Here is a 17,704-nt window from a genome sequence, read left to right as displayed (position 1 = left end):
GCCGGCTGTCCGGGCCGCGCCGGGCTGTCCGCCCGTCAGTGCGAGAATGCCGGGCGTGACCGGCGACCACTACTTCTCCGCTGAACCCGGAACCGCCGCCCGCCCCCGGGAGGTCGAGTTCACCGCTGCCGGGCGCGACTACACGCTGACCTCGGCCGGCGGGGTCTTCTCCGCCGACCGCCTCGACCCGGGCACCGCCGTCCTCCTGCGCAAGGCGGACCTGCCGGCACCCGACGCCGCCGGCCCCCTGCTGGACCTGGGGTGCGGCTTCGGCCCGATCGCCTGCGTGCTGGCCGGCAGCGCCCCGGCGGCCATCGTCTGGGCCGTCGACGTTAACGAACGGGCCCGGGCGCTCGCCGCGGCCAACGCCGAGCGGGTCGGCGCCGCCGACCGGATCCGGGTCGCCGCCCCGGACGACGTGCCGGCCGATGTGACGTTCGCCCAGCTCTGGTCCAACCCGCCGATCCGGATCGGCAAGGAGGGCCTGCACGAGCTGCTGCTGCGCTGGCTGCCCCGGCTCGCCCCGGACGGCGTGGCCTGGCTGGTGGTCGCCCGCCACCTCGGCGGCGACTCGCTGCACCGCTGGCTGGTGGAGCGGGGTTGGCAGGTGCGGCGGCACGCCAGCCAGAAGGGCTACCGGGTGCTGCGGGTCACCCGCTGATCGGGGGCGGCCCGATGGTCGAGCGATCGCCCCGGTAATCGGGTGTCGCCCGCCCGGCCCGCTCGGGCAGGATGCCGGCGTGGGATACGTGGACGTGGGAGCCGTCGGGCACATTCTCCCTGACGGTCGGGAGCTCTTCGCCGATGTGTCGTTCCGGGTCGGTGAGGGCACCAAGGTCGCCCTGGTCGGGCCGAACGGCGCGGGCAAGACGACGCTGTTGCGGATGGTCGCCGGCGATCTGCCGGTGCGCTCGGGCGGAATCGCCCGGTCCGGTGGCCTCGGCGTGATGCGCCAGTTCATCGGCATGATCGGCGACGACACCACCCTCGCCGACCTGGCCCTGTCGCTCGGGCCGCCGGCGCTGCGCGAGGCCGGCCGCCGACTCGCCGAGACCGAAGCGGCCATGCGTGCGGCCGAGGTGCGCGGCAAGTACGGCAACGCCGCCGCCAAGGCGCAGCTCGCTTACGCTGACGCGCTCGCCGCCTGGGGCGAGAGCGGCGGTTACGACGCCGAGGTCCTTTTTGACACCGTCGCCACGACCGTGCTCCACCTGCCCTGGGACACCGCCCGGGACCGCCCGGTGCGTACCCTCTCCGGCGGCCAGCAGAAGCGCTTCGCCCTCGAACTGCTGCTGCGCGGCCCCGACGAGGTGCTGCTGCTCGACGAGCCGGACAACTTCCTCGACGTGCCGGGCAAGCGGTGGCTGGAGGACCGGCTGCGCGAGTCGTCGAAGTCGGTGCTCTACGTCTCGCACGACCGGGAGCTGCTGGCCCGCACCGCCGACCGGGTGGTCGCCGTGGAGGGTGGCAGCGCCTGGGTGCACCCGGGGGGCTTCGCGAGCTGGCACGACGCGCGGGTGGCCCGGCACGCCCGCCTCGACGAACTGCGCCGCCGCTGGGACGAGGAGCACCAGAAGCTGCGCGAGCTGGTGCTGATGTACAAGCAGAAGGCCGCGTACAACGACGGGCTGGCGTCGCGGTACCAGGCCGCGCAGACCCGGCTGCGCAAGTTCGAGGAGGCCGGGCCGCCGCCCGTACCACCGAAGGACCAGGACATTCGGATGCGCCTGACCGGCGGGCGCACCGGCAAGCGCGCGGTGATCGCCGAGCAGCTTGAGCTCGACGGCCTGACCTACCCGTTCGACCTGGAGATCTGGTACGGCGATCGGCTCGCGGTGCTCGGGGCCAACGGCACCGGCAAATCGCACTTCCTGCGACTGCTGGCCCGGGGCGGCACCGACCCGGACCCGGCCAACGGCCCGGTCGACGGGGCCGCCGCGCTGGCCCCGGTGGCGCACGACGGGGTGGTCCGGCTCGGCGCGCGGGTACGCCCCGGCCACTTCTCGCAGACCCACGACCGGCCCGAGCTGATGGCCAAGACGCTGGTCGAGGTCCTGTGGCGCGGGGACGACCACCGGGCCGGGATGGACCGGCACGCGGCGATGGCCGCACTGAGCCGGTACGAGTTGGCCGGGCAGGGCGACCAGCGCTTCGGCACCCTCTCCGGCGGCCAGCAGGCCCGCTTCCTGGTCCTGCTGCTGGAGCTGTCCGGGGCGACGCTGCTGCTGCTCGACGAGCCGACCGACAACCTGGACCTGGCCAGCGCGGAGGCGCTGGAGGCCGGCCTCGCGGCGTTCTCGGGCACGGTGATCGCGGTGACCCACGACCGCTGGTTCACCCGATCCTTCGACCGCTTCCTGCTGTTCGGCAAGGACGGCGAGGTCGTCGAGACCCCCGAGCCGGTCTGGGACGTGTAAGGAGGGGCCCCTGTTAACGAACAGCGTTGTACAGGGGCCCCTCCTAACGCCTGGCATAGGGTTGATCGCGTGACTGAGATGACGTACCGCCGGTTGGGCGATTCCGGGCTCGTGGTGTCCGTGGTCGGCGTCGGCTGCAACAACTTCGGCCGCAAGCTCGACCTCGACGGCACCCGGGCGGTGGTCGACGCGGCGCTCGACGCCGGCATCACCCTGTTCGACACCGCCGACATCTACGGCGAGCCGCAGGGCACCTCCGAGGAGTTGCTCGGCCAGGCGCTCAAGGGCCGCCGGGACGAGGTGGTGCTGGCTACCAAGTTCGGCATGGACATGCACGGGCTCAACGGGGCGGACTTCGGGGCCCGGGGCTCCCGGCGCTACATCGCCCGCGCGGTCGAGGCGTCGCTGCGGCGGCTCGGCACCGACCACATCGACCTGTACCAGATGCACGAGCCCGACCCGAGCACCCCGATCGACGAGACCCTCGCCGCCCTCGACGACCTGGTGCGCGCCGGTAAGGTGCGCTACCTGGGCAACTCCAACTTCGCCGGGTGGCAGATCGCCGACGCCGACTGGGTCTCCTCGTCCAGCGGTCGGGCCCGGTTCGTCAGCGCACAGAACCACTACTCGCTGCTGGAGCGGGGCGTCGAGGCCGAGGTCATTCCCGCCTGCGAGCGCTTCGGCCTGGGTATGCTGCCGTTCTTCCCGCTCGCGAACGGCCTGCTCACCGGCAAGTACAAGCGTGGCGAGGCCGCCCCGACCGGCAGCCGGCTCTCCGGCGGTGGCCGGTACGCCGAACGCCTCGCTGCCGCGCCGTGGGACACCATCGAGGCGGTCGAAGCGTACGCCGCCGAGCGGGGACTCACCATGCTCCAGGTGGCGATCGGCGGGCTGGCCGCCCGGCCCGCGGTGGCCTCGGTCATTGCCGGGGCCACCACCCCGGAGCAGGTGCGCGCCAACGCCGAGGCCGGCACGTGGCAGCCCGGCGACGACGACCTGGACGCGCTCGACGCCGTCCTCTGAGGTGCCATGGCCCGCCCACCTCGAGGCGGCGCTCACCCGGCTCGACGAACGCGTCGATACCCTGCCACAGCCGAACGACGAGGGACGCCGGGGCAGCCCGCCCCCGACGTCCCTCGTCCGACTCTCGGCCGGTCAGGCCGTCGGCTCCCCGGGGCCGGCCGGCCGGCGTCGCCGCACGAGCAGCAGCGGCACCGCCGCCAGCAGCGCGCCGGCGACGAGCCCGCCGGCCGCGTACGTCCACCACCCGACGCCCGACCGGTCCCGCTCGTCCGGGCCGGCCTGCACGGCGACGGGCCGTGGCGCGGGCGGCGACTGGGCGGGCCGGGCCTGCACGGTCGCCATCGCCGACGTCTTGTACGGGGCGGGCGCGGTGACCGTCACCCGCCAGCGGCCGGGGGAGAGCACCGGGCCGCTGGAGTAGAAGCCCTGCCCCTCCGCGGCCGGTTCGAGTTGCAGCGGCCCGGCCTTCCGGTCGCCCTCACCCTCGGCGGTGAGGACCAACCGCACCGGCTGGTCGAGCCGGTGGCCGTCGGCGTGGGTGGCCTGCACGGTGACCCCGCCGGCCCCGTCGCCGGCCACCGTCAGCTTGAGTTTTCCGTTGTGCGCCGCCGCCGGGGCCGTCGGCAGCGCCACCAGGCACGCCGCGACGAGCGTGGCGGTGAGAATCCTGAGGGTACGCATCGCACGTGCTCCACTCGTTCGGTTCGGGTGGGGCCGCTCCCGCCGTCGTGGACGGCGGGAGCGGCCCCGCTTCCGTTACAGGGAGCGACCCCGGCTGATCCGGGTGGGATCGTCGCCGAGCCGGCCCGTGCCCTTGAGCGACGTGCCGCCGTTGGCCTTGACCCCGGCCTTGCTGGCCGTGCCGCCGAGCCGGACGATCATGGAGTCGGCGTCCCGGGTGAGGACGTCACGGACCTCCGCCTCACCGATCAGGCCCGGCTTCGCCACGAGCGTGCGGAACTCCTTCAGCAGCTTGATCGCCTTCGCGTCGTTGCCGGCCGCCTCGGCCTGCCGGGCCGCGGACAGCTTGCTCGACAGATCCTTGTGCGCCTTCGTCGACAGCCGCCCGGTCGCCTTGAACCGGTCCAGCAGGTTCTGCATGTCCCGGAACGAGGTGGTGACGAAGAACCGGACCGTCGAGGTGGTGGAGTTGCCCGCCTTGTCGGTCGCGGTCACGGTCAGCTCGTGCATGCCGAGCGGCAGCTCGTACATGGCCTGCAGGGTCTGGTTGGCGTACGACTTGCCGTCCAACTTGCCGGTCGTCGTCTTGACGCCGGAGGTCGGGTCGACCGCCTCCCAGGAGATCCGCACGTCCTGGCTGTCGCCGTAGAGCTGGCCGTCGGCGACGCCGGAGACCAGCAGCGTCGGCTTCTCACCGTCGATCTTCACCACCGCCGACTTCAGCGCCTCGGCGTTGCCGGCGGTGTCGGTGGCCCGGTAGAGCAGCTCGTGGCTGCCGTTCCCGGTCACCTCGACCGGCGCGGTGTACGCCGTCCACGCCCCGCCGTCGAGCGAGAACTCCAGCAGCTTCACCCCGGAACCGGCGTCGGTGGAGGTGAGCACCACCGGAACCGTGCCGGCGTGCCAGCCGTCGTCGTTCGCCGGGGCGAACGCCGCCGAGCTGACCGGCGCCGTGGCGTCGATCTTCACAGCGACCGTCTTGGTGGCCTCCACGTTGCCGGCGGAGTCGGTCGACCGGAACCGCAACTCGTGCGCCCCGTCACCGCTGACCTGCACCGGCGACGTGTACGCGGTCCACGCGGTGGCCCCGTCGAGCTGGTACTCGGTGGTCGCCACCCCACTGCCGTCGGCCTCGTCGGCCGCCGCGAGCGTGACGGTGACCGGCGCGGTGTGCCAGCCCTCGGTCGGGGTGCCGGAGACCGTCGCCGTCGTCACCGGCGCGGTCGTGTCGACCGCTGCGGTGCCGAGCCGGAAGTAGTCGAACGACGCGGTCTTCGAGGTGGCCGCGTTCCCCCCGAGGGTGAACAGACCCACCTTCGGGGTGGCCCCGACGACGGTGTTGCTCACCGTCCCGAGTGTCGTCCACTTCTGCCCGTCGGCCGAGTACGACGCGGTGAACTCGTTCCCGGTGCGCGCCACCCGCAGGTGCCACACCGCCGAGGTCAGGTTGGTGACCTGCGGCTGTGGGTCCTGTATGGCCCCGCCGACCTCGCTGCGGAACTCGATCCGCCGGGAGATCGCCTGACCGGCCTGGTTGTCCACGATGAAGTCGAACTTGACGTAGTTGTCGTCGTCGGCGTGGACGATCAGACCGGCCTGTTGGTACTGCTCGGCCAGCAGGCTGCCGTCGACCTTCGTCTCCAGGGTCCAGTCGCCGGCCGGCGCGGTCTGGAGGATGAAGTTCGTCGGCCCGGTGTTGCCGGTGCCGTAGATGTCACCGGACGGCACGTCGATCCGCAACTCGCCGCCGGTAACCCGGTACGCGGCCGGGTCCTCCCGCAGCACCGCGTTCCACCGGCACTTGTCCAGCGTGGTGCCGTTGAACTCGTCCGACGGGTCGACCGGCTCGGCCGGGGCGTCCGGCGCAACCTGGAACCAGTCGAACACCGCGTTCACCACGGGGGCGGTGGTGCCGCCGTTGAGGGCGAACAGCCCGATCCGGGGGTTGGTGATCCCGGCGAGCGCGGCGGACCGGCCGACCGGGGTGAACGTCGACCCGTTGGCGGAGAACTCCGCCGTCAGGTTCGTCCCGTCGCTGGTCACCCGCAGCCAGATGGTGTCGCCAGCGGGCGCGGCGGCGCTGTCGGCCGCCTCGTTGCGCGGCGAACCGGCCGTCTCCCGAAGGAACTCCACCTTGCGGTTGCCGCCGTACACCAGGTCCAGCTTGGCGTAGTTGTCGTCGTCGCCGTACACCATCAGGCCGGCCTGCTGGTAGTCGGCGGTGACAGGCACGGTGACCTTCGTGGTGGCCTGCCAGGCCCCGCTGGGCGCGGGCTGGAGGACCAGGTTGGTGGCGTCGTTACGGGTGCCGTACAGGTCACCGGGAGAGGTGGGCAGCCGCAGCGACCCGCCGGCGATCGAGTAGAGCTGGTTCTCCCGGACCACGGCCCAGCGGCTCTTGTCGAGGCTGGTGCCGAGGAAGTCGTCCGAGCGCGCCCCGAAGCAGGACGTGTTCGGCGCCTCGATTTTCACCGGGACGTTCACGTACGCCTTCGCGCCCCGGGCGTCGGTCACCGTCAGGGTGGCGGTGAAGTTGCCCGGCACGGTGTACGTGTGGGTGGCGTCGAGGGTCGACGCCGTCCCGCCGTCGCCGAAGTCCCAGGCGTACGTCAGCGGGGTGTCGCCCTCGGCGTCGGTGGCTGTCCCGTCGAAGGCGACGGTGACCGGCGCGGTGCCGGTGGTCGGCGTCGCCGTGGCGCTGACCTGCGGCGGCGCGTTTTCGGTGACGCCGCGGCCGAGGAAGTCCATCCAGTTGACGTTGAACAGCGAGCCGGTGCCGCCGGCCGGGTCCTTCGCGAGGAAGTACAGCGTGCCCTCAGCCGTTCCGGTGACCGGAGCGGTCACGTCGACGTACTGCTGCCAGCCGCCGGTGCCGGGCACGTTCGCGGACGCGACCAGCGGGCCGTCGACGGTGCCCGCGCGGACCTCGATCCGCCCGCCCTGGACGGACGAGGCCGCCCGGAACCGGATCGAGTCGATCCCGGTCAGGCTGGCCGGGGCGATCGACCACCAGTCGCCGTCCTCGACGAAGCCGATGTTCTGGCCGCCGCCGGCGGTGTCGGAGCCCGTCTCCTTCTGCACGCCCGGGTCGCCGCCGCCGGTGCTGCCGGGGGCCCGGCCGGTGGCGGCGAAGTACTCGGCCTGCTTGCGCTTGGGCTGCAACTGCTCGATCGCCCGGCCGGTCAGCGCGCCGGCACCGCCGACACCGCCGTCGTCGGTGTACGTCGCCTCGAAGACCGCGAAGACGTTGGCCTCCGCGCCGTGCCCGGACGCCAGCGAGGTCTGCACGATGCCGGTGCAGCCGGTGTGCTGCTCCAGCGGGTGGGCGTGCTCGTCGTGGCCGAGCAGCACCTGGAGCCGGACCCGGTTACAGTCGATCTCGTCGTCCTCCGGGTCGGTCACCTCGATCGCGTACTTGACCTGGTCGCCCCACTCGAAGAAGCCGCCGTTCGGCGGGAACTCGATGGTCACCGTCGGGGCGGTGTTGCCGACCGTGATCGGCACGTTCGCCACGGCGGTACGGCCGGCGGGGTTGGTGACGGTGAGTTGGGCGGTGTAGTTGCCCGGTTCGTCGTACGTGTGGGTGGGGTTCTTCTCGGCGGAGGTGTGCCCGTCGCCGAAGTCCCAGAAGTACGTGAGGACGCCGCCGTCCGGGTCGCGGGAGCCGGCGCTGGAGAAGCTCACGGTCAGTGGCGCGGGCCCGGAGGTGGGCGTCGCGCTGGCCTCGGCGATCGGGGCCCGGTCACCGGCGGTGTAGTCGATCCGGTAGACCCCGGAGTTGTCGTTGTTGCCGCCGAAGCCGCTGCCCCACTCGATCAGGTACAGCGCGCCGTCGGGCCCGAACTCGAAGTCCATCGGGCGGACCATGCCCATCCCGGTCAGCACCTGGTTGATGTCGATCAGCGACTTGCCGTCCGCGCTGACCTGCATCGTGTACATCTTCGACTGGTTCCACTCGCCGACCATCGCCTTGCCGTCGTAGTACGCCGGCCACTTGGTCTTCGACGGGTTGTCGGCGTCGTACCGGTAGACCGGGCCGCCCATCGGGGCGCCGCCGCCACCGATCTCGGGGAAGCGCGGGTTGCCCGAGTAGTCGTAGTCGACCGTGGCGGGAATCGCCGGGGGCAGGTTGGTCAGGCCGGTGTTGTTGGGGGAGTTGTTGACCGGCGCGGCGCAGTCGAACTTCGCCCCGGACGGGCCCGACGGGAACTGGTAGTCGTTGTACGCGTAGTTCGCCCCGGCGCAGTACGGCCAGCCGTAGTTGCCCGGCCGGTCGACGATGTTCCACTCGACCGTGCCCTCGGGGCCCCGGTTCGGGTTGTTCGCGCCCGCGTCCGGCCCGTAGTCGGCGACGTAGAGCACGTCGGTCTTCGGGTCGACGCCGATGCGGAAGGGGTTGCGGAAACCCATGCCGTAGATCTCCGGCCGGGTCTTCGCGGTGCCCGGCGCGAACAGGTTCCCCGCCGGGATGGTGTACGTCCCGTCGTCCTCCGGGTGGATCCGGATCACCTTGCCGCGCAGGTCGTTGGTGTTGCCGGCGGTGCGCTGCGCGTCGTAGTCCTGCCGACCGGGCCGCTCGTCGATCGGGGTGTACGCGTCGGACTCGAACGGGTTGGTGTTGTCACCGGTGGCCAGGTACAGGTTGCCGGCAGAGTCGAAGGTCATGCTGCCGCCCGCGTGGCAGCAGGTGTTGCGCTGCGTGTCGACCTGGAGGACGACCTTCTCGCTGGCCTTGTCGATGGTGTCACCGGTGACGGTGAACCGGGACAGGTAGTTGCGGGGGCCGCCACTGGCCGGCGCGTAGTACAGGTAGATCCACTTGTTGGTGGCGAAGTCCGGGTCGAGGCGGAGACCGATCAGGCCGTCCTCGTTGCCGGTGAAGACGTCCAGCCGGGTCGCGGTGACCGTGTTGCCGGTGTTCGGCTTGATGATCTGCACCCGGCCGTCGCGCTCGGCGTAGAAGACCCGGCCGTCCGGAGCGATGTCCAGCTCCATCGGGTTGTTGGTGTTGCTGTCCAGCGTCACCTTCTCGAAGCTCGACGTCTTCGAGGCGCCGCAGTCGGCCCGCTCGACGCCGGCCGCCGTGCGGATGCCGCCGAGCAGGTGGGCGAGGAACTCCGGTTCCGCGAACGACTGCTGCGTGTGGCCGCCGCCGGTGTACCAGGCCCGGCCGCCGTCGAAGTCGTGGCACCAGGCGGTCGGGTGGTCGGCACCCATCGCGCCGGAGCCCGGGGTGTAGCTGGTCTCGTCGAGGCTGGCCAGCACGTGCACGTCGCCGCGCGGGTTGGACTGGAAGTTGTACCACTCGTCGTAGCGGGACCACTTGTCCGGCAGCGTGGCGGTGGACGGGTGCGCGTGGTCCTCCACCTTGATGGTGGCCTGCTGGTTGGTGGGGTGGCTGGCGAAGTACGCGCCGACCAGGTCGCCGTACCAGGACCAGCTGTACTCGGTGTCGGAGGCGGCGTGGATGCCCACGTACCCGCCGCCGCCCTGGATGTAGCGCTCGAACGCGGCCTGCTGATCGGCGGCGAGGACGTCCCCGGTGGTCGACAGCCAGATCACGGCGCGGTACTTCGCGAGGTTGGCGTCGGTGAACGCCCCGCCGTCCTCGGTGGCGTCGACGGTGAAGCCGTTGTCGGCGCCGAGCTTCTGGATGGCGGCGATGCCGGCGGGGATGGAGTCGTGCCGGAACCCGGCGGTCTTGGAGAAGACGAGCACCGAGAACGGATCGGCTGCGGCTGCCTGGGCGGGCGCTGCTGCCGCGACCGGTGCTGCCGCGACCGGTGCGGCCTGGGCGGCGGTGCCGGCGACCAGGCCGGTGGCGACGAGGGACAGGGTGAGGAGGGCGGTGCTGAGGATGCCGCGAGGTTTGCGGCGGCGGCGGGACGGAGACACTCAATGCTCCTTTGTCCGAGCTGGACAGTGGTGGGCAGGGGCGACTTCGCCGCAGACCGCGCCCGGTCGGATCGGTGCCGGGCCACGCCGAGGCCGCGCATCAAATTATGTCGATCGAATAAACAAATTAGCGCCGCTAGGTTCGTTTCCGGCAAGGCGTCGACGTGTAACGATTCGATATCGGTGATTGGCCTATCCGGCGGAAGTGGAGGAATGGGACGAGTGGCGCAACGGGCCGGCGGACCCGTGGTCCGGGCCACCGCTGGGCCCCTTGGCGAACCGACCGATCCGTCGTACGGTGACACGGACGTAACCCACGGGAGCCCGGTGTACCGGGCTGAGAGGGGGGCTGGAGCCCCCGACCGTCGAACCTGATCCGGGTAATGCCGGCGCAGGGAGGAGAGTTGCCGTGCCTTCCCTTGGGCGACTGCATCTGATCACCGACACCCGACCGGGGCGGGACCCGCTCGCCGTACTGCGTGCCGCCCTGCCGGTGGCCCGCGCCGAGCTGGTCGTCCAGGTCCGCGTCACCGACGACGCCACCGACCGCGAGGCGTACGACCTGGCCGGCCGGGTGGTCGCGCTGTGCGCCCCGTACGGGGCGACGTGCCTGGTCAACGACCGGCTGCACGTGGCGCTCGCGGTCGGCGCCGCCGGCGGGCACGTCGGCGCGGACGACCTGCCGGTCGCGGCGGCCCGCCGGGTCCTCGGCCCCACCGCCGTGCTCGGCGCGACCGCCCGCGCGCCGGGGCCGGCCGCCGAGGCGGAGGCCGCCGGAGCCAGCTACCTCGGCGTCGGCCCCTGCCACGCCACCGACACGAAGGCCGGCCTGCCGGACCCGATCGGCCCCGCCGGGGTACGCGCCGTGGCCCGGGCCGTGGCGGTGCCGGTGATCGCCATCGGCGGGGTGACCGCCGCAGGCGTCCCGGCGCTGCGCGCCGCCGGGGCGTACGGGGTGGCGGTGGTCGGGGCGCTCTCCGCCGCCGTCGACCCGGCGCGGGTCACCGCCGAGCTGCTCGGGGCGCTGACGTGTTAACAGGGGGCCCTTCCTCTACCGAAAGCGTTAACAGGGGGCCCTTCCTTACCGATGTGGCGGTGGTGGGAGGCGGGGTCGTCGGGCTAGCGGTGGCGTGGCGGTGCGCGGCGCGTGGGCTGCGCGTCGTCGTGCACGATCCGGCCCCCGGGTCGGGCGCGTCACGCGTCGCCGCCGGGATGCTGTCGCCGGTCGCCGAGGCGTACTTCGGCGAGCACGAGCTGACCGGGCTGCTCGCCGCCTCCGCCGCCCGCTGGCCCGCGTTCGCCGCCGAGCTGACCGAGGCCGCCGGCACCGGCTTCGGGTACCGCACCGAGGGCACCCTCGTCGTCGGGCTCACCGGCGACGACCTCGCCGAGGCGCGGCGGCTGTGGTCGTACCAGCGGGAGCTGGGGCTGCCCATCACCCCGCTGCGTCCGTCGGAGCTGCGCGACCGCGAGCCGGCGCTCGCCCCCAGGGTGCGCGGCGGCGCGGTCGCCCCCGGCGACCACCAGGTCGATCCACGGCGGCTGGTGACCGCGCTGCGGACCGCCGCCGAACGGGCCGGCGCGACCTTGGTCACCGGTTCGGTGCGGGCGCTGTCCGAGCTGGACGCCCGGGTCACCGTCGTCGCCGCCGGCTGCGGGGCCGCCGCGCTCACCGGGCTACCGGTCCGGCCGGTCAAGGGCCAGGTCCTCCGGCTCCGCGCGCCCGACGGCGGTCCGCCGGGCTTCCGGCACGTGATCCGGGGGTACGCCGACGGCGAGCCCGTCTACCTGGTGCCCCGCGACAGCGGCGAGGTGGTGGTCGGTGCGACCGTCGAGGAGCGCGCCGACACCGACGTCACCGCCGGTGCGGTGCTGCGGCTGCTCCGCGCCGCCGTCGACCTCGTCCCCGAGCTGGCCGAGTACGACCTGGTCGAGGCGACCGCCGGGCTGCGTCCCGGCACCCCCGACAACGCTCCGATCCTCGGGCCGCTGCCGGGCCGGCCCGGCGTGCTCGCCGCCACCGGCCACCACCGGCACGGCATCGTGCTCACCCCGGTCACCGCCGACCTGGTCACCGAGCTGATCGTCTCCGGAGCGGCGGACCCGCTGCTCGCCCCCTTCACCCCCGAGCGGTTCGCGGCCAGCGCCGGCCCGGCGCGCCGCCGCCGGCACGGCTGACCCGTCCCGTACGGCTGACGACCGCGTCCCGGTCGCGTCCGAGGAGGAGCACACATGGAACTGACGGTGAACGGCGCCGGGCGTACGCTGCCCGCCGGCGCGACCGTGGCCGACCTGGTCGGCCTGGTCACCGACCAGCGGCGCGGCCTCGCCGTCGCGGTCAACGGCGAGGTGGTGCCGCGCGGCGGGTGGCCGGCGACGCTGCTGCGCGACGGCGACCGCGTCGAGGTGCTCAGCGCCGCCCAGGGCGGGTGACCGGCATGTCCCATGACGGTTCCCCGTTCGAGCTGGGCGGTGTGACGTTCGAGTCCCGGCTGATTCTCGGCACCGGGGGCGCGGCCAGTCTGCACGCGCTGGAGCAGGCGATCCGAGCGTCCGGCACCGAACTGGTCACCCTCGCACTACGCCGCGTCGACACCGCCCCCGGCATGGGTGGCGGGCTGCTCGACCTGCTGGAGCGGTGCGGGGTGCGGCTGTTGCCGAACACGGCCGGCTGCTACACGGCCGGCGAGGCGGTGAAGGTGGCCCACCTGGCCCGCGAGGCGTTCGACACGGACTGGGTGAAGCTGGAGGTGATCGGCGACGAGCGCACGCTGCTGCCCGACGGGGTGGAGCTGCTGCGCGCCGCCGAGACGCTGGTCGCGGACGGGTTCACCGTGCTGCCGTACACGTCGGACGACCCGATCCTGGCCCGGCGGCTCGCCGACGTCGGGTGCGCGGCGGTGATGCCGGCCGGCGCGCCGATCGGCTCCGGCCTCGGCGTGAACAACCCCCACCACATCCGCCTGATCCGGCAGGGCGTCGACGTGCCGGTGATCCTCGACGCGGGGATCGGCACCGCCTCCGACGCGGCGCTCGCCATGGAGCTGGGCTGCGACGCGGTGCTGCTGGCCAGCGCCGTCACCCGGGCCGCCGACCCGGTCGCGATGGCCACCGCCATGCGGTACGCGGTCGCGGCCGGGCGCCTCGCGGCCGGCGCGGGCCGCATCCCCCGCCGGTTCCACGCCCTCGCCTCCACCCCCGACGAGGGCAGGCCGGACCTGTGACCCCGGGCCGGAGTGGTGGTGCTGACCGATCGGTGGGCGGCCCGGGGGGCCCTCGCGCAAGGTGGTGGAAGGTGCCCGTGGCCGGGGGAGTGCGCTGGGTGGTGCTGCGGGAGAAGGACCTGCCTCGCGCCGAGCGGGCCGCGCTCGCCGCCGACCTGCGCCCGATCCTCGCCGAGGCCGGCGGCACCCTGGTCGTCGCCGGCCCCGACCCGCTCGGCGGCGACGCCGTGCACCTGCCGGCCGCCGGCCCGTACCCGCCGCCACCCCGCCGCAGCCTCGTCGGCCGGTCCTGCCACGACGCGGCCGAGCTGGCGCGACTGACCACCGAGGACTACGTGACCCTCTCCCCGGTGTACCCGAGCAGGTCGAAGCCCGGCTACGGCCCGCACCTGGGGCCGCAGGGACTCGGCGAACTGATCCGGGCCAGCACCGTGCCGGTCCTCGCCCTCGGCGGCGTCGAGACTCCCGCCCAGGTGCGCGCCTGCGTCGACGCGGGCGCCGTGGGCGTGGCGGTCCTCGGCGCGATCATGCGCGCCGGGGACCCGGCCGAGGCAGCCGCCACCCTGACGGCGGCCTACGAGGAGATCCTTCCGCCGCGGCCCGCGACCGCAACCCCCGAAGACCGAGCGACCGCCACGGCAGGCGACCGGTGACCCCCACGACCGTGCTCACTATCGCCGGGTCCGACTCCGGCGGGGGAGCCGGCATCCAGGCCGACCTCAAGGTCTTCGCGGCGCTCGGCGCGTACGGCACCAGTGTGCTCACCGCCGTCACCGCACAGAACACCCGGGGCGTGGACGCCGTACTGCCGCTTCCGCCGCGCACGGTCACCGAGCAGCTCGACAGCGTGCTCGGCGACTTCCGGGTGCGGGCAGTGAAGACCGGCATGCTCGGCACCCCGGCCGTCGCCGACGCGGTCGCCGACGCGGCGCGGGCGGGGCGACTGCCACACCTCGTCGTCGACCCGGTGCTCGTCGCCACCAGCGGGCACCGGCTCGGCGTGGTCGAGGCGGTCGAGCGGCTGCTGCCGTACGCCGAGGTGGCGACGCCGAACTGCGCGGAGGCCGCGGCCCTCACCGGGCGTCCGGTGACCACGGTGGAGGAGATGGTCGCCGCCGCCGAGGCCCTCGTCGCCGGCGGCCCGGCGCACGTGGTGGTCACCGGCGGCGACGTGGACGCGGCGGGCGAGTCGGTCGACGTGCTGGCCGGCGGGGGGACCGTCACCCTGCTGCGTGCCCCCCGGGTGCGGACCCGGCACAGCCACGGCACCGGCTGCTCGTTCTCGGCGGCGATCGCCGTCCGGCTGGCGGCCGGGGACGCGGTGCCGGCGGCCGTCGGGGCCGCCAAGGAGTACGTCACCCGCGCGCTGACCGGCGCGCGGGACTGGGAACTGGGCGCCGGACGCGGTCCGCTGGACCACTTCGGCTGGTCCTGACCACCATCTGGGAGGCAGTCATGCAGGCACGACGCAAGGTCTACGTCGAGGGGTCCCGGCCGGACATCCGGGTGCCGTTCGCCGAGGTCGACCTGGCCGGCGACAATCCGCCGGTCCGGCTCTACGACACCTCCGGCCCGGGTTCCGACCCGGAGGTGGGGCTGCCCCCGCTGCGCGGGCCGTGGATCGCCGCCCGGGGAGACGTGGCACCGGCCCGGGGGGCGGGCACCCCCCTCGCGGGCGTGGACGGCAAGCGGCCGACGCAGCTCGCGTACGCGCGGGCCGGGGTCGTCACTCCGGAGATGGAGTTCGTGGCGATCCGGGAGGGCGTGGCCCCGGAGCTGGTCCGGGACGAGATCGCGGCCGGGCGGGCGGTGCTGCCGCTCAACGTCAACCACCCGGAGTGCGAGCCGGCGATCATCGGCAAGGCGTTCCTGGTGAAGGTGAACGCCAACATCGGCACCTCGGCCGTCACCTCCTCCGTCGCCGAGGAGGTGGAGAAGCTGACCTGGGCCACCCGGTGGGGCGCGGACACCGTGATGGACCTGTCCACCGGCAAGCGGATCCACGAAACCCGCGAGGCGATCGTGCGCAACTCGCCGGTGCCGATCGGGACCGTGCCCATCTACCAGGCCCTGGAGAAGGTCGGCGGCGACCCGGTGAAGCTGAGCTGGGAGGTGTTCCGCGAGACGGTGATCGAGCAGGCCGAGCAGGGCGTCGACTACATGACGGTGCACGCCGGGGTGCTGCTGCCGTACGTGCCGCTGGCCGTGGACCGGGTGACCGGCATCGTGTCCCGGGGCGGCTCGATCATGGCGGCCTGGTGCCTGGCGCACCACGAGGAGAACTTCCTGTACACCAACTTCCGCGAGCTGTGCGCGATCCTCGCCCGCTACGACGTGACGTTCTCCCTCGGCGACGGGCTGCGCCCGGGGTCCATCGCCGACGCCAACGACGAGGCCCAGTTCGCCGAGCTGCGCACTCTCGGCGAGTTGACGAAGATCGCCTGGGAGTACGACGTGCAGGTGATGATCGAGGGCCCCGGCCACGTGCCGATGCACAAAATCAAGGAGAACGTGGACCTCCAGCAGGAGTGGTGCCACGAGGCCCCGTTCTACACCCTCGGCCCGCTGACCACCGACATCGCGCCCGCGTACGACCACATCACGTCGGCGATCGGCGCTGCCATGATCGGCATGTTCGGCACCGCGATGCTCTGCTACGTCACCCCCAAGGAGCACCTGGGGCTGCCGGACCGGGACGACGTGAAGGCCGGGGTGATCGCGTACAAGATCGCGGCCCACGCGGCGGACCTGGCCAAAGGCCACCCCGGGGCACAGACCTGGGACGACGCGCTGTCGAAGGCGCGGTTCGAGTTCCGCTGGGAGGACCAGTTCAACCTCTCGCTGGACCCGGAGACGGCGCGGTCGTACCACGACGCGACCCTGCCGGCGGAGCCGGCGAAGACGGCGCACTTCTGCTCGATGTGCGGCCCGAAGTTCTGCTCCATGAAGATCACCCAGGAGCTGAAGGAGTACGCGGCGCGCGGCATGCGGGACAAGTCGGAGGAATTCGTCTCCTCCGGCGGCCGGGTGTACCTACCGCTGGCCTGACCTTGCGCTGGCCTGACCGACTGGGGGCCTGACCTGCCCCTGGCCTGACCGGCCGGGGGCGGCTCGGTCTGGCCCGGCTGGCGGCAGGTCGACGGCAGGCCATGTCGGCGACCTGGCAGCGTCCTACGGGATCGATGCCGCCACGTCGCCGACATGGCGGGACACCACCGGGGCGGTCAGTCCCGGTGGTGACGGCCGGAGGGCCGCAGCGAGTGCCGCTCGGCGTCCCCCGACCCACCGTCCTCGCCCGGCACGGGGCGGGCGAGGCCGGTGACCCAGTCGACGTACTCCTCGTCCTGCGCCGGCAGCGGTTCCTGCTCCCGGCGGTCGTCCCACTCCGCCGCCGTGGCGGTCTTTTCGGCCGTCCGCGTCCGGTTGCGCCGGAACAGGGTCCGCAGCAGCCGGGACCGGCCGGCGGCGGGCTCCTCCGGCCCGGTACCGGCACCTTCCGGGGCGGCACCGGGCGCGCGGGGGGTGTCGTCGGCCGCACCGTCGCCGCCCGCACCGTCGCCGGTCGTCCGCGGCCCGCCCGGCCCGCCGTGCGGAGCCGGCGTCTCGGCGGGCGTCTGCGTCTTGCCCAGGGGGGCCTGCGCGTCGCCGGGGGTCTGCGCGTCGCCCGGGGCCTGCGCGTCGCCCGGGGCCTGCGGCTCGCCGTACACGGGTCGTGTCCCGCCCGGTGCGCGGCGCTCCGAAGCCGGGGAGACGGCCCGCCGGGTGGCGTTGCCGAACGCGTCCCAGCTCGACGCCCGGTCGAGATCGGGCAGGGACAACCGGGGGCGGGGGCGCGGTGCCGTCCCGGCGTTCGGCTGGCCGTCCGGCGCGGGTGGCAGGGACCAGTCCCACGCGGGGCCGCCCGCCGGGGCCGACGTCGGCCGGTCGGGCTGCGTCACGTCGCCCGCGGGTGGCAGGGACCAGTCCCACGCGGGGCCGCCCGCCGGGGCCGACGTCGGCCCGTCGGGCTGCGTCACGTCGCCAACCGGGTGGGTTGCGTCGCTGGGCAGCGGGCCGGGCCGGCCAGGGGGCGGCGCGGCGGTCGGTGCCTCGGCGCGATCCGCAGCATCCGGTGCCGTCGTGGCGTCCGCCGCAGCGGTCTTCTCCGTGGCACCTGTCGCACCGGTCGCCTTCGTGCGCGCGGGAGTGGGCACTTCGGTGGTGGAGCCCGCCGGGTCCGGCGTGCCCGCCGCTTCGGCGACGGCGGCCGGATCCGTAGGGCCCCCGCCGTCGGCGGCGCGGGAACCGGCGGTGGTGGCCGCGTCGTCCGGGGAGTTCACGTCGCCGGCGCGGGCCACCCCGCCGGCTCCCGTGGGCCCGCCGGCCTCGATCGTTGTGGTGACGCCGCCGGTCGCGGTCGCGTCGGTGGCCCCGCCCGTCCCGACCGCGCCGATGGGCCTGGCGGCGGCGGTCGTCCCGGAGGCC

11 protein-coding genes, 2 pseudogenes and 1 riboswitch are annotated in these 17,704 nt (G+C 73.7%); of the genes and pseudogenes, 10 read left to right on the top strand and 3 right to left on the bottom strand.

What is annotated here, in order from left to right:
• Positions 1-55 precede the first annotated feature (55 nt).
• The 3 genes from MCAG_RS10830 to MCAG_RS10820 all read left to right on the top strand — a co-directional run bounded on the left by MCAG_RS10830 (position 56) and on the right by MCAG_RS10820 (position 3,440).
• Positions 56-661: a class I SAM-dependent methyltransferase gene (locus MCAG_RS10830; RefSeq protein WP_036373081.1), complete on the top strand. Its 606-nt coding sequence runs from the start codon at positions 56-58 to the stop codon at positions 659-661.
• Positions 662-740: 79 nt separating this feature from the next.
• Complete coding sequence (locus MCAG_RS10825) at positions 741-2,417, top strand: ABC-F family ATP-binding cassette domain-containing protein (protein ID WP_007073004.1); 1,677 nt, start codon at positions 741-743, stop codon at positions 2,415-2,417.
• A gap of 78 nt (positions 2,418-2,495) precedes the next feature.
• Positions 2,496-3,440 carry an aldo/keto reductase gene (locus MCAG_RS10820; protein WP_036373079.1) on the top strand — a complete coding sequence of 315 codons (945 nt, stop codon included), beginning with the start codon at positions 2,496-2,498 and terminating at the stop codon, positions 3,438-3,440.
• A gap of 132 nt (positions 3,441-3,572) precedes the next feature.
• Here MCAG_RS10820 and MCAG_RS10815 read toward each other — a convergent pair whose 3' ends face one another.
• Positions 3,573-4,121: a hypothetical protein gene (locus tag MCAG_RS10815; protein WP_007073002.1), complete on the bottom strand. Its 549-nt coding sequence runs from the start codon at positions 4,119-4,121 to the stop codon at positions 3,573-3,575.
• A 75-nt stretch (positions 4,122-4,196) separates the two neighbouring features.
• Complete coding sequence (locus tag MCAG_RS10810; RefSeq protein ID WP_007073001.1) at positions 4,197-10,016, bottom strand: ThuA domain-containing protein; 5,820 nt, start codon at positions 10,014-10,016, stop codon at positions 4,197-4,199.
• A 307-nt stretch (positions 10,017-10,323) separates the two neighbouring features.
• Positions 10,324-10,431, top strand: a riboswitch (TPP riboswitch).
• Here MCAG_RS10810 and MCAG_RS10805 point away from each other — a divergent pair.
• From MCAG_RS10805 to thiC, 7 genes and pseudogenes are all read left to right on the top strand, one after another.
• Positions 10,426-11,052, top strand: a complete 627-nt coding sequence (locus tag MCAG_RS10805; protein WP_007073000.1) for a thiamine phosphate synthase — start codon at positions 10,426-10,428, stop codon at positions 11,050-11,052. (Overlaps the previous riboswitch by 6 nt.)
• Positions 11,046-12,194, top strand: a complete 1,149-nt coding sequence (thiO, locus tag MCAG_RS10800; protein WP_007072999.1) for a glycine oxidase ThiO — start codon at positions 11,046-11,048, stop codon at positions 12,192-12,194. Before MCAG_RS10805 ends, thiO begins: the two co-directional genes overlap by 7 nt.
• Before the next feature lie 54 nt (positions 12,195-12,248).
• Positions 12,249-12,449, top strand: coding sequence for a sulfur carrier protein ThiS (gene thiS, locus MCAG_RS10795; protein ID WP_007072998.1), 201 nt, complete (start codon positions 12,249-12,251; stop codon positions 12,447-12,449).
• 5 nt (positions 12,450-12,454) lie between these two features.
• The gene (locus tag MCAG_RS10790; RefSeq protein WP_007072997.1) at positions 12,455-13,240 is read left to right on the top strand and encodes a thiazole synthase; all 786 of its coding nucleotides are present in this window, start codon (positions 12,455-12,457) and stop codon (positions 13,238-13,240) included.
• 12 nt (positions 13,241-13,252) lie between these two features.
• Positions 13,253-13,893: pseudogene (locus MCAG_RS10785) on the top strand (thiamine phosphate synthase).
• Complete coding sequence (thiD, locus tag MCAG_RS10780) at positions 13,890-14,675, top strand: bifunctional hydroxymethylpyrimidine kinase/phosphomethylpyrimidine kinase (RefSeq protein ID WP_007072995.1); 786 nt, start codon at positions 13,890-13,892, stop codon at positions 14,673-14,675. The pseudogene MCAG_RS10785 and the gene thiD overlap by 4 nt, the downstream one beginning before the upstream one ends.
• A 20-nt stretch (positions 14,676-14,695) precedes the next feature.
• Positions 14,696-16,288 carry a phosphomethylpyrimidine synthase ThiC gene (gene thiC, locus MCAG_RS10775; RefSeq protein ID WP_007072994.1) on the top strand — a complete coding sequence of 531 codons (1,593 nt, stop codon included), beginning with the start codon at positions 14,696-14,698 and terminating at the stop codon, positions 16,286-16,288.
• Positions 16,289-16,464: 176 nt separating this feature from the next.
• Here thiC and MCAG_RS10770 read toward each other — a convergent pair.
• Positions 16,465-17,704, bottom strand: a pseudogene (locus MCAG_RS10770) (hypothetical protein); the annotation flags it as partial.

This window comes from Micromonospora sp. ATCC 39149 (assembly GCF_000158815.1).
Lineage (GTDB): Bacteria > Actinomycetota > Actinomycetes > Mycobacteriales > Micromonosporaceae > Micromonospora.
This window is presented reverse-complemented; position numbering and strand designations above follow the sequence as displayed.

Bases quoted from the DNA above. Each gene is read 5' to 3' on its own strand.
- MCAG_RS10820 (WP_036373079.1), top strand. From the start codon at position 2,496: ATGACGTACCGCCGGTTGGGCGATTCCGGGCTCGTGGTGTCCGTGGTC.
- MCAG_RS10815 (WP_007073002.1), bottom strand. From the start codon at position 4,121: ATGCGTACCCTCAGGATTCTCACCGCCACGCTCGTCGCGGCGTGCCTG.
- thiS (WP_007072998.1), top strand. From the start codon at position 12,249: ATGGAACTGACGGTGAACGGCGCCGGGCGTACGCTGCCCGCCGGCGCG.
- MCAG_RS10790 (WP_007072997.1), top strand. From the start codon at position 12,455: ATGTCCCATGACGGTTCCCCGTTCGAGCTGGGCGGTGTGACGTTCGAG.
- thiC (WP_007072994.1), top strand. From the start codon at position 14,696: ATGCAGGCACGACGCAAGGTCTACGTCGAGGGGTCCCGGCCGGACATC.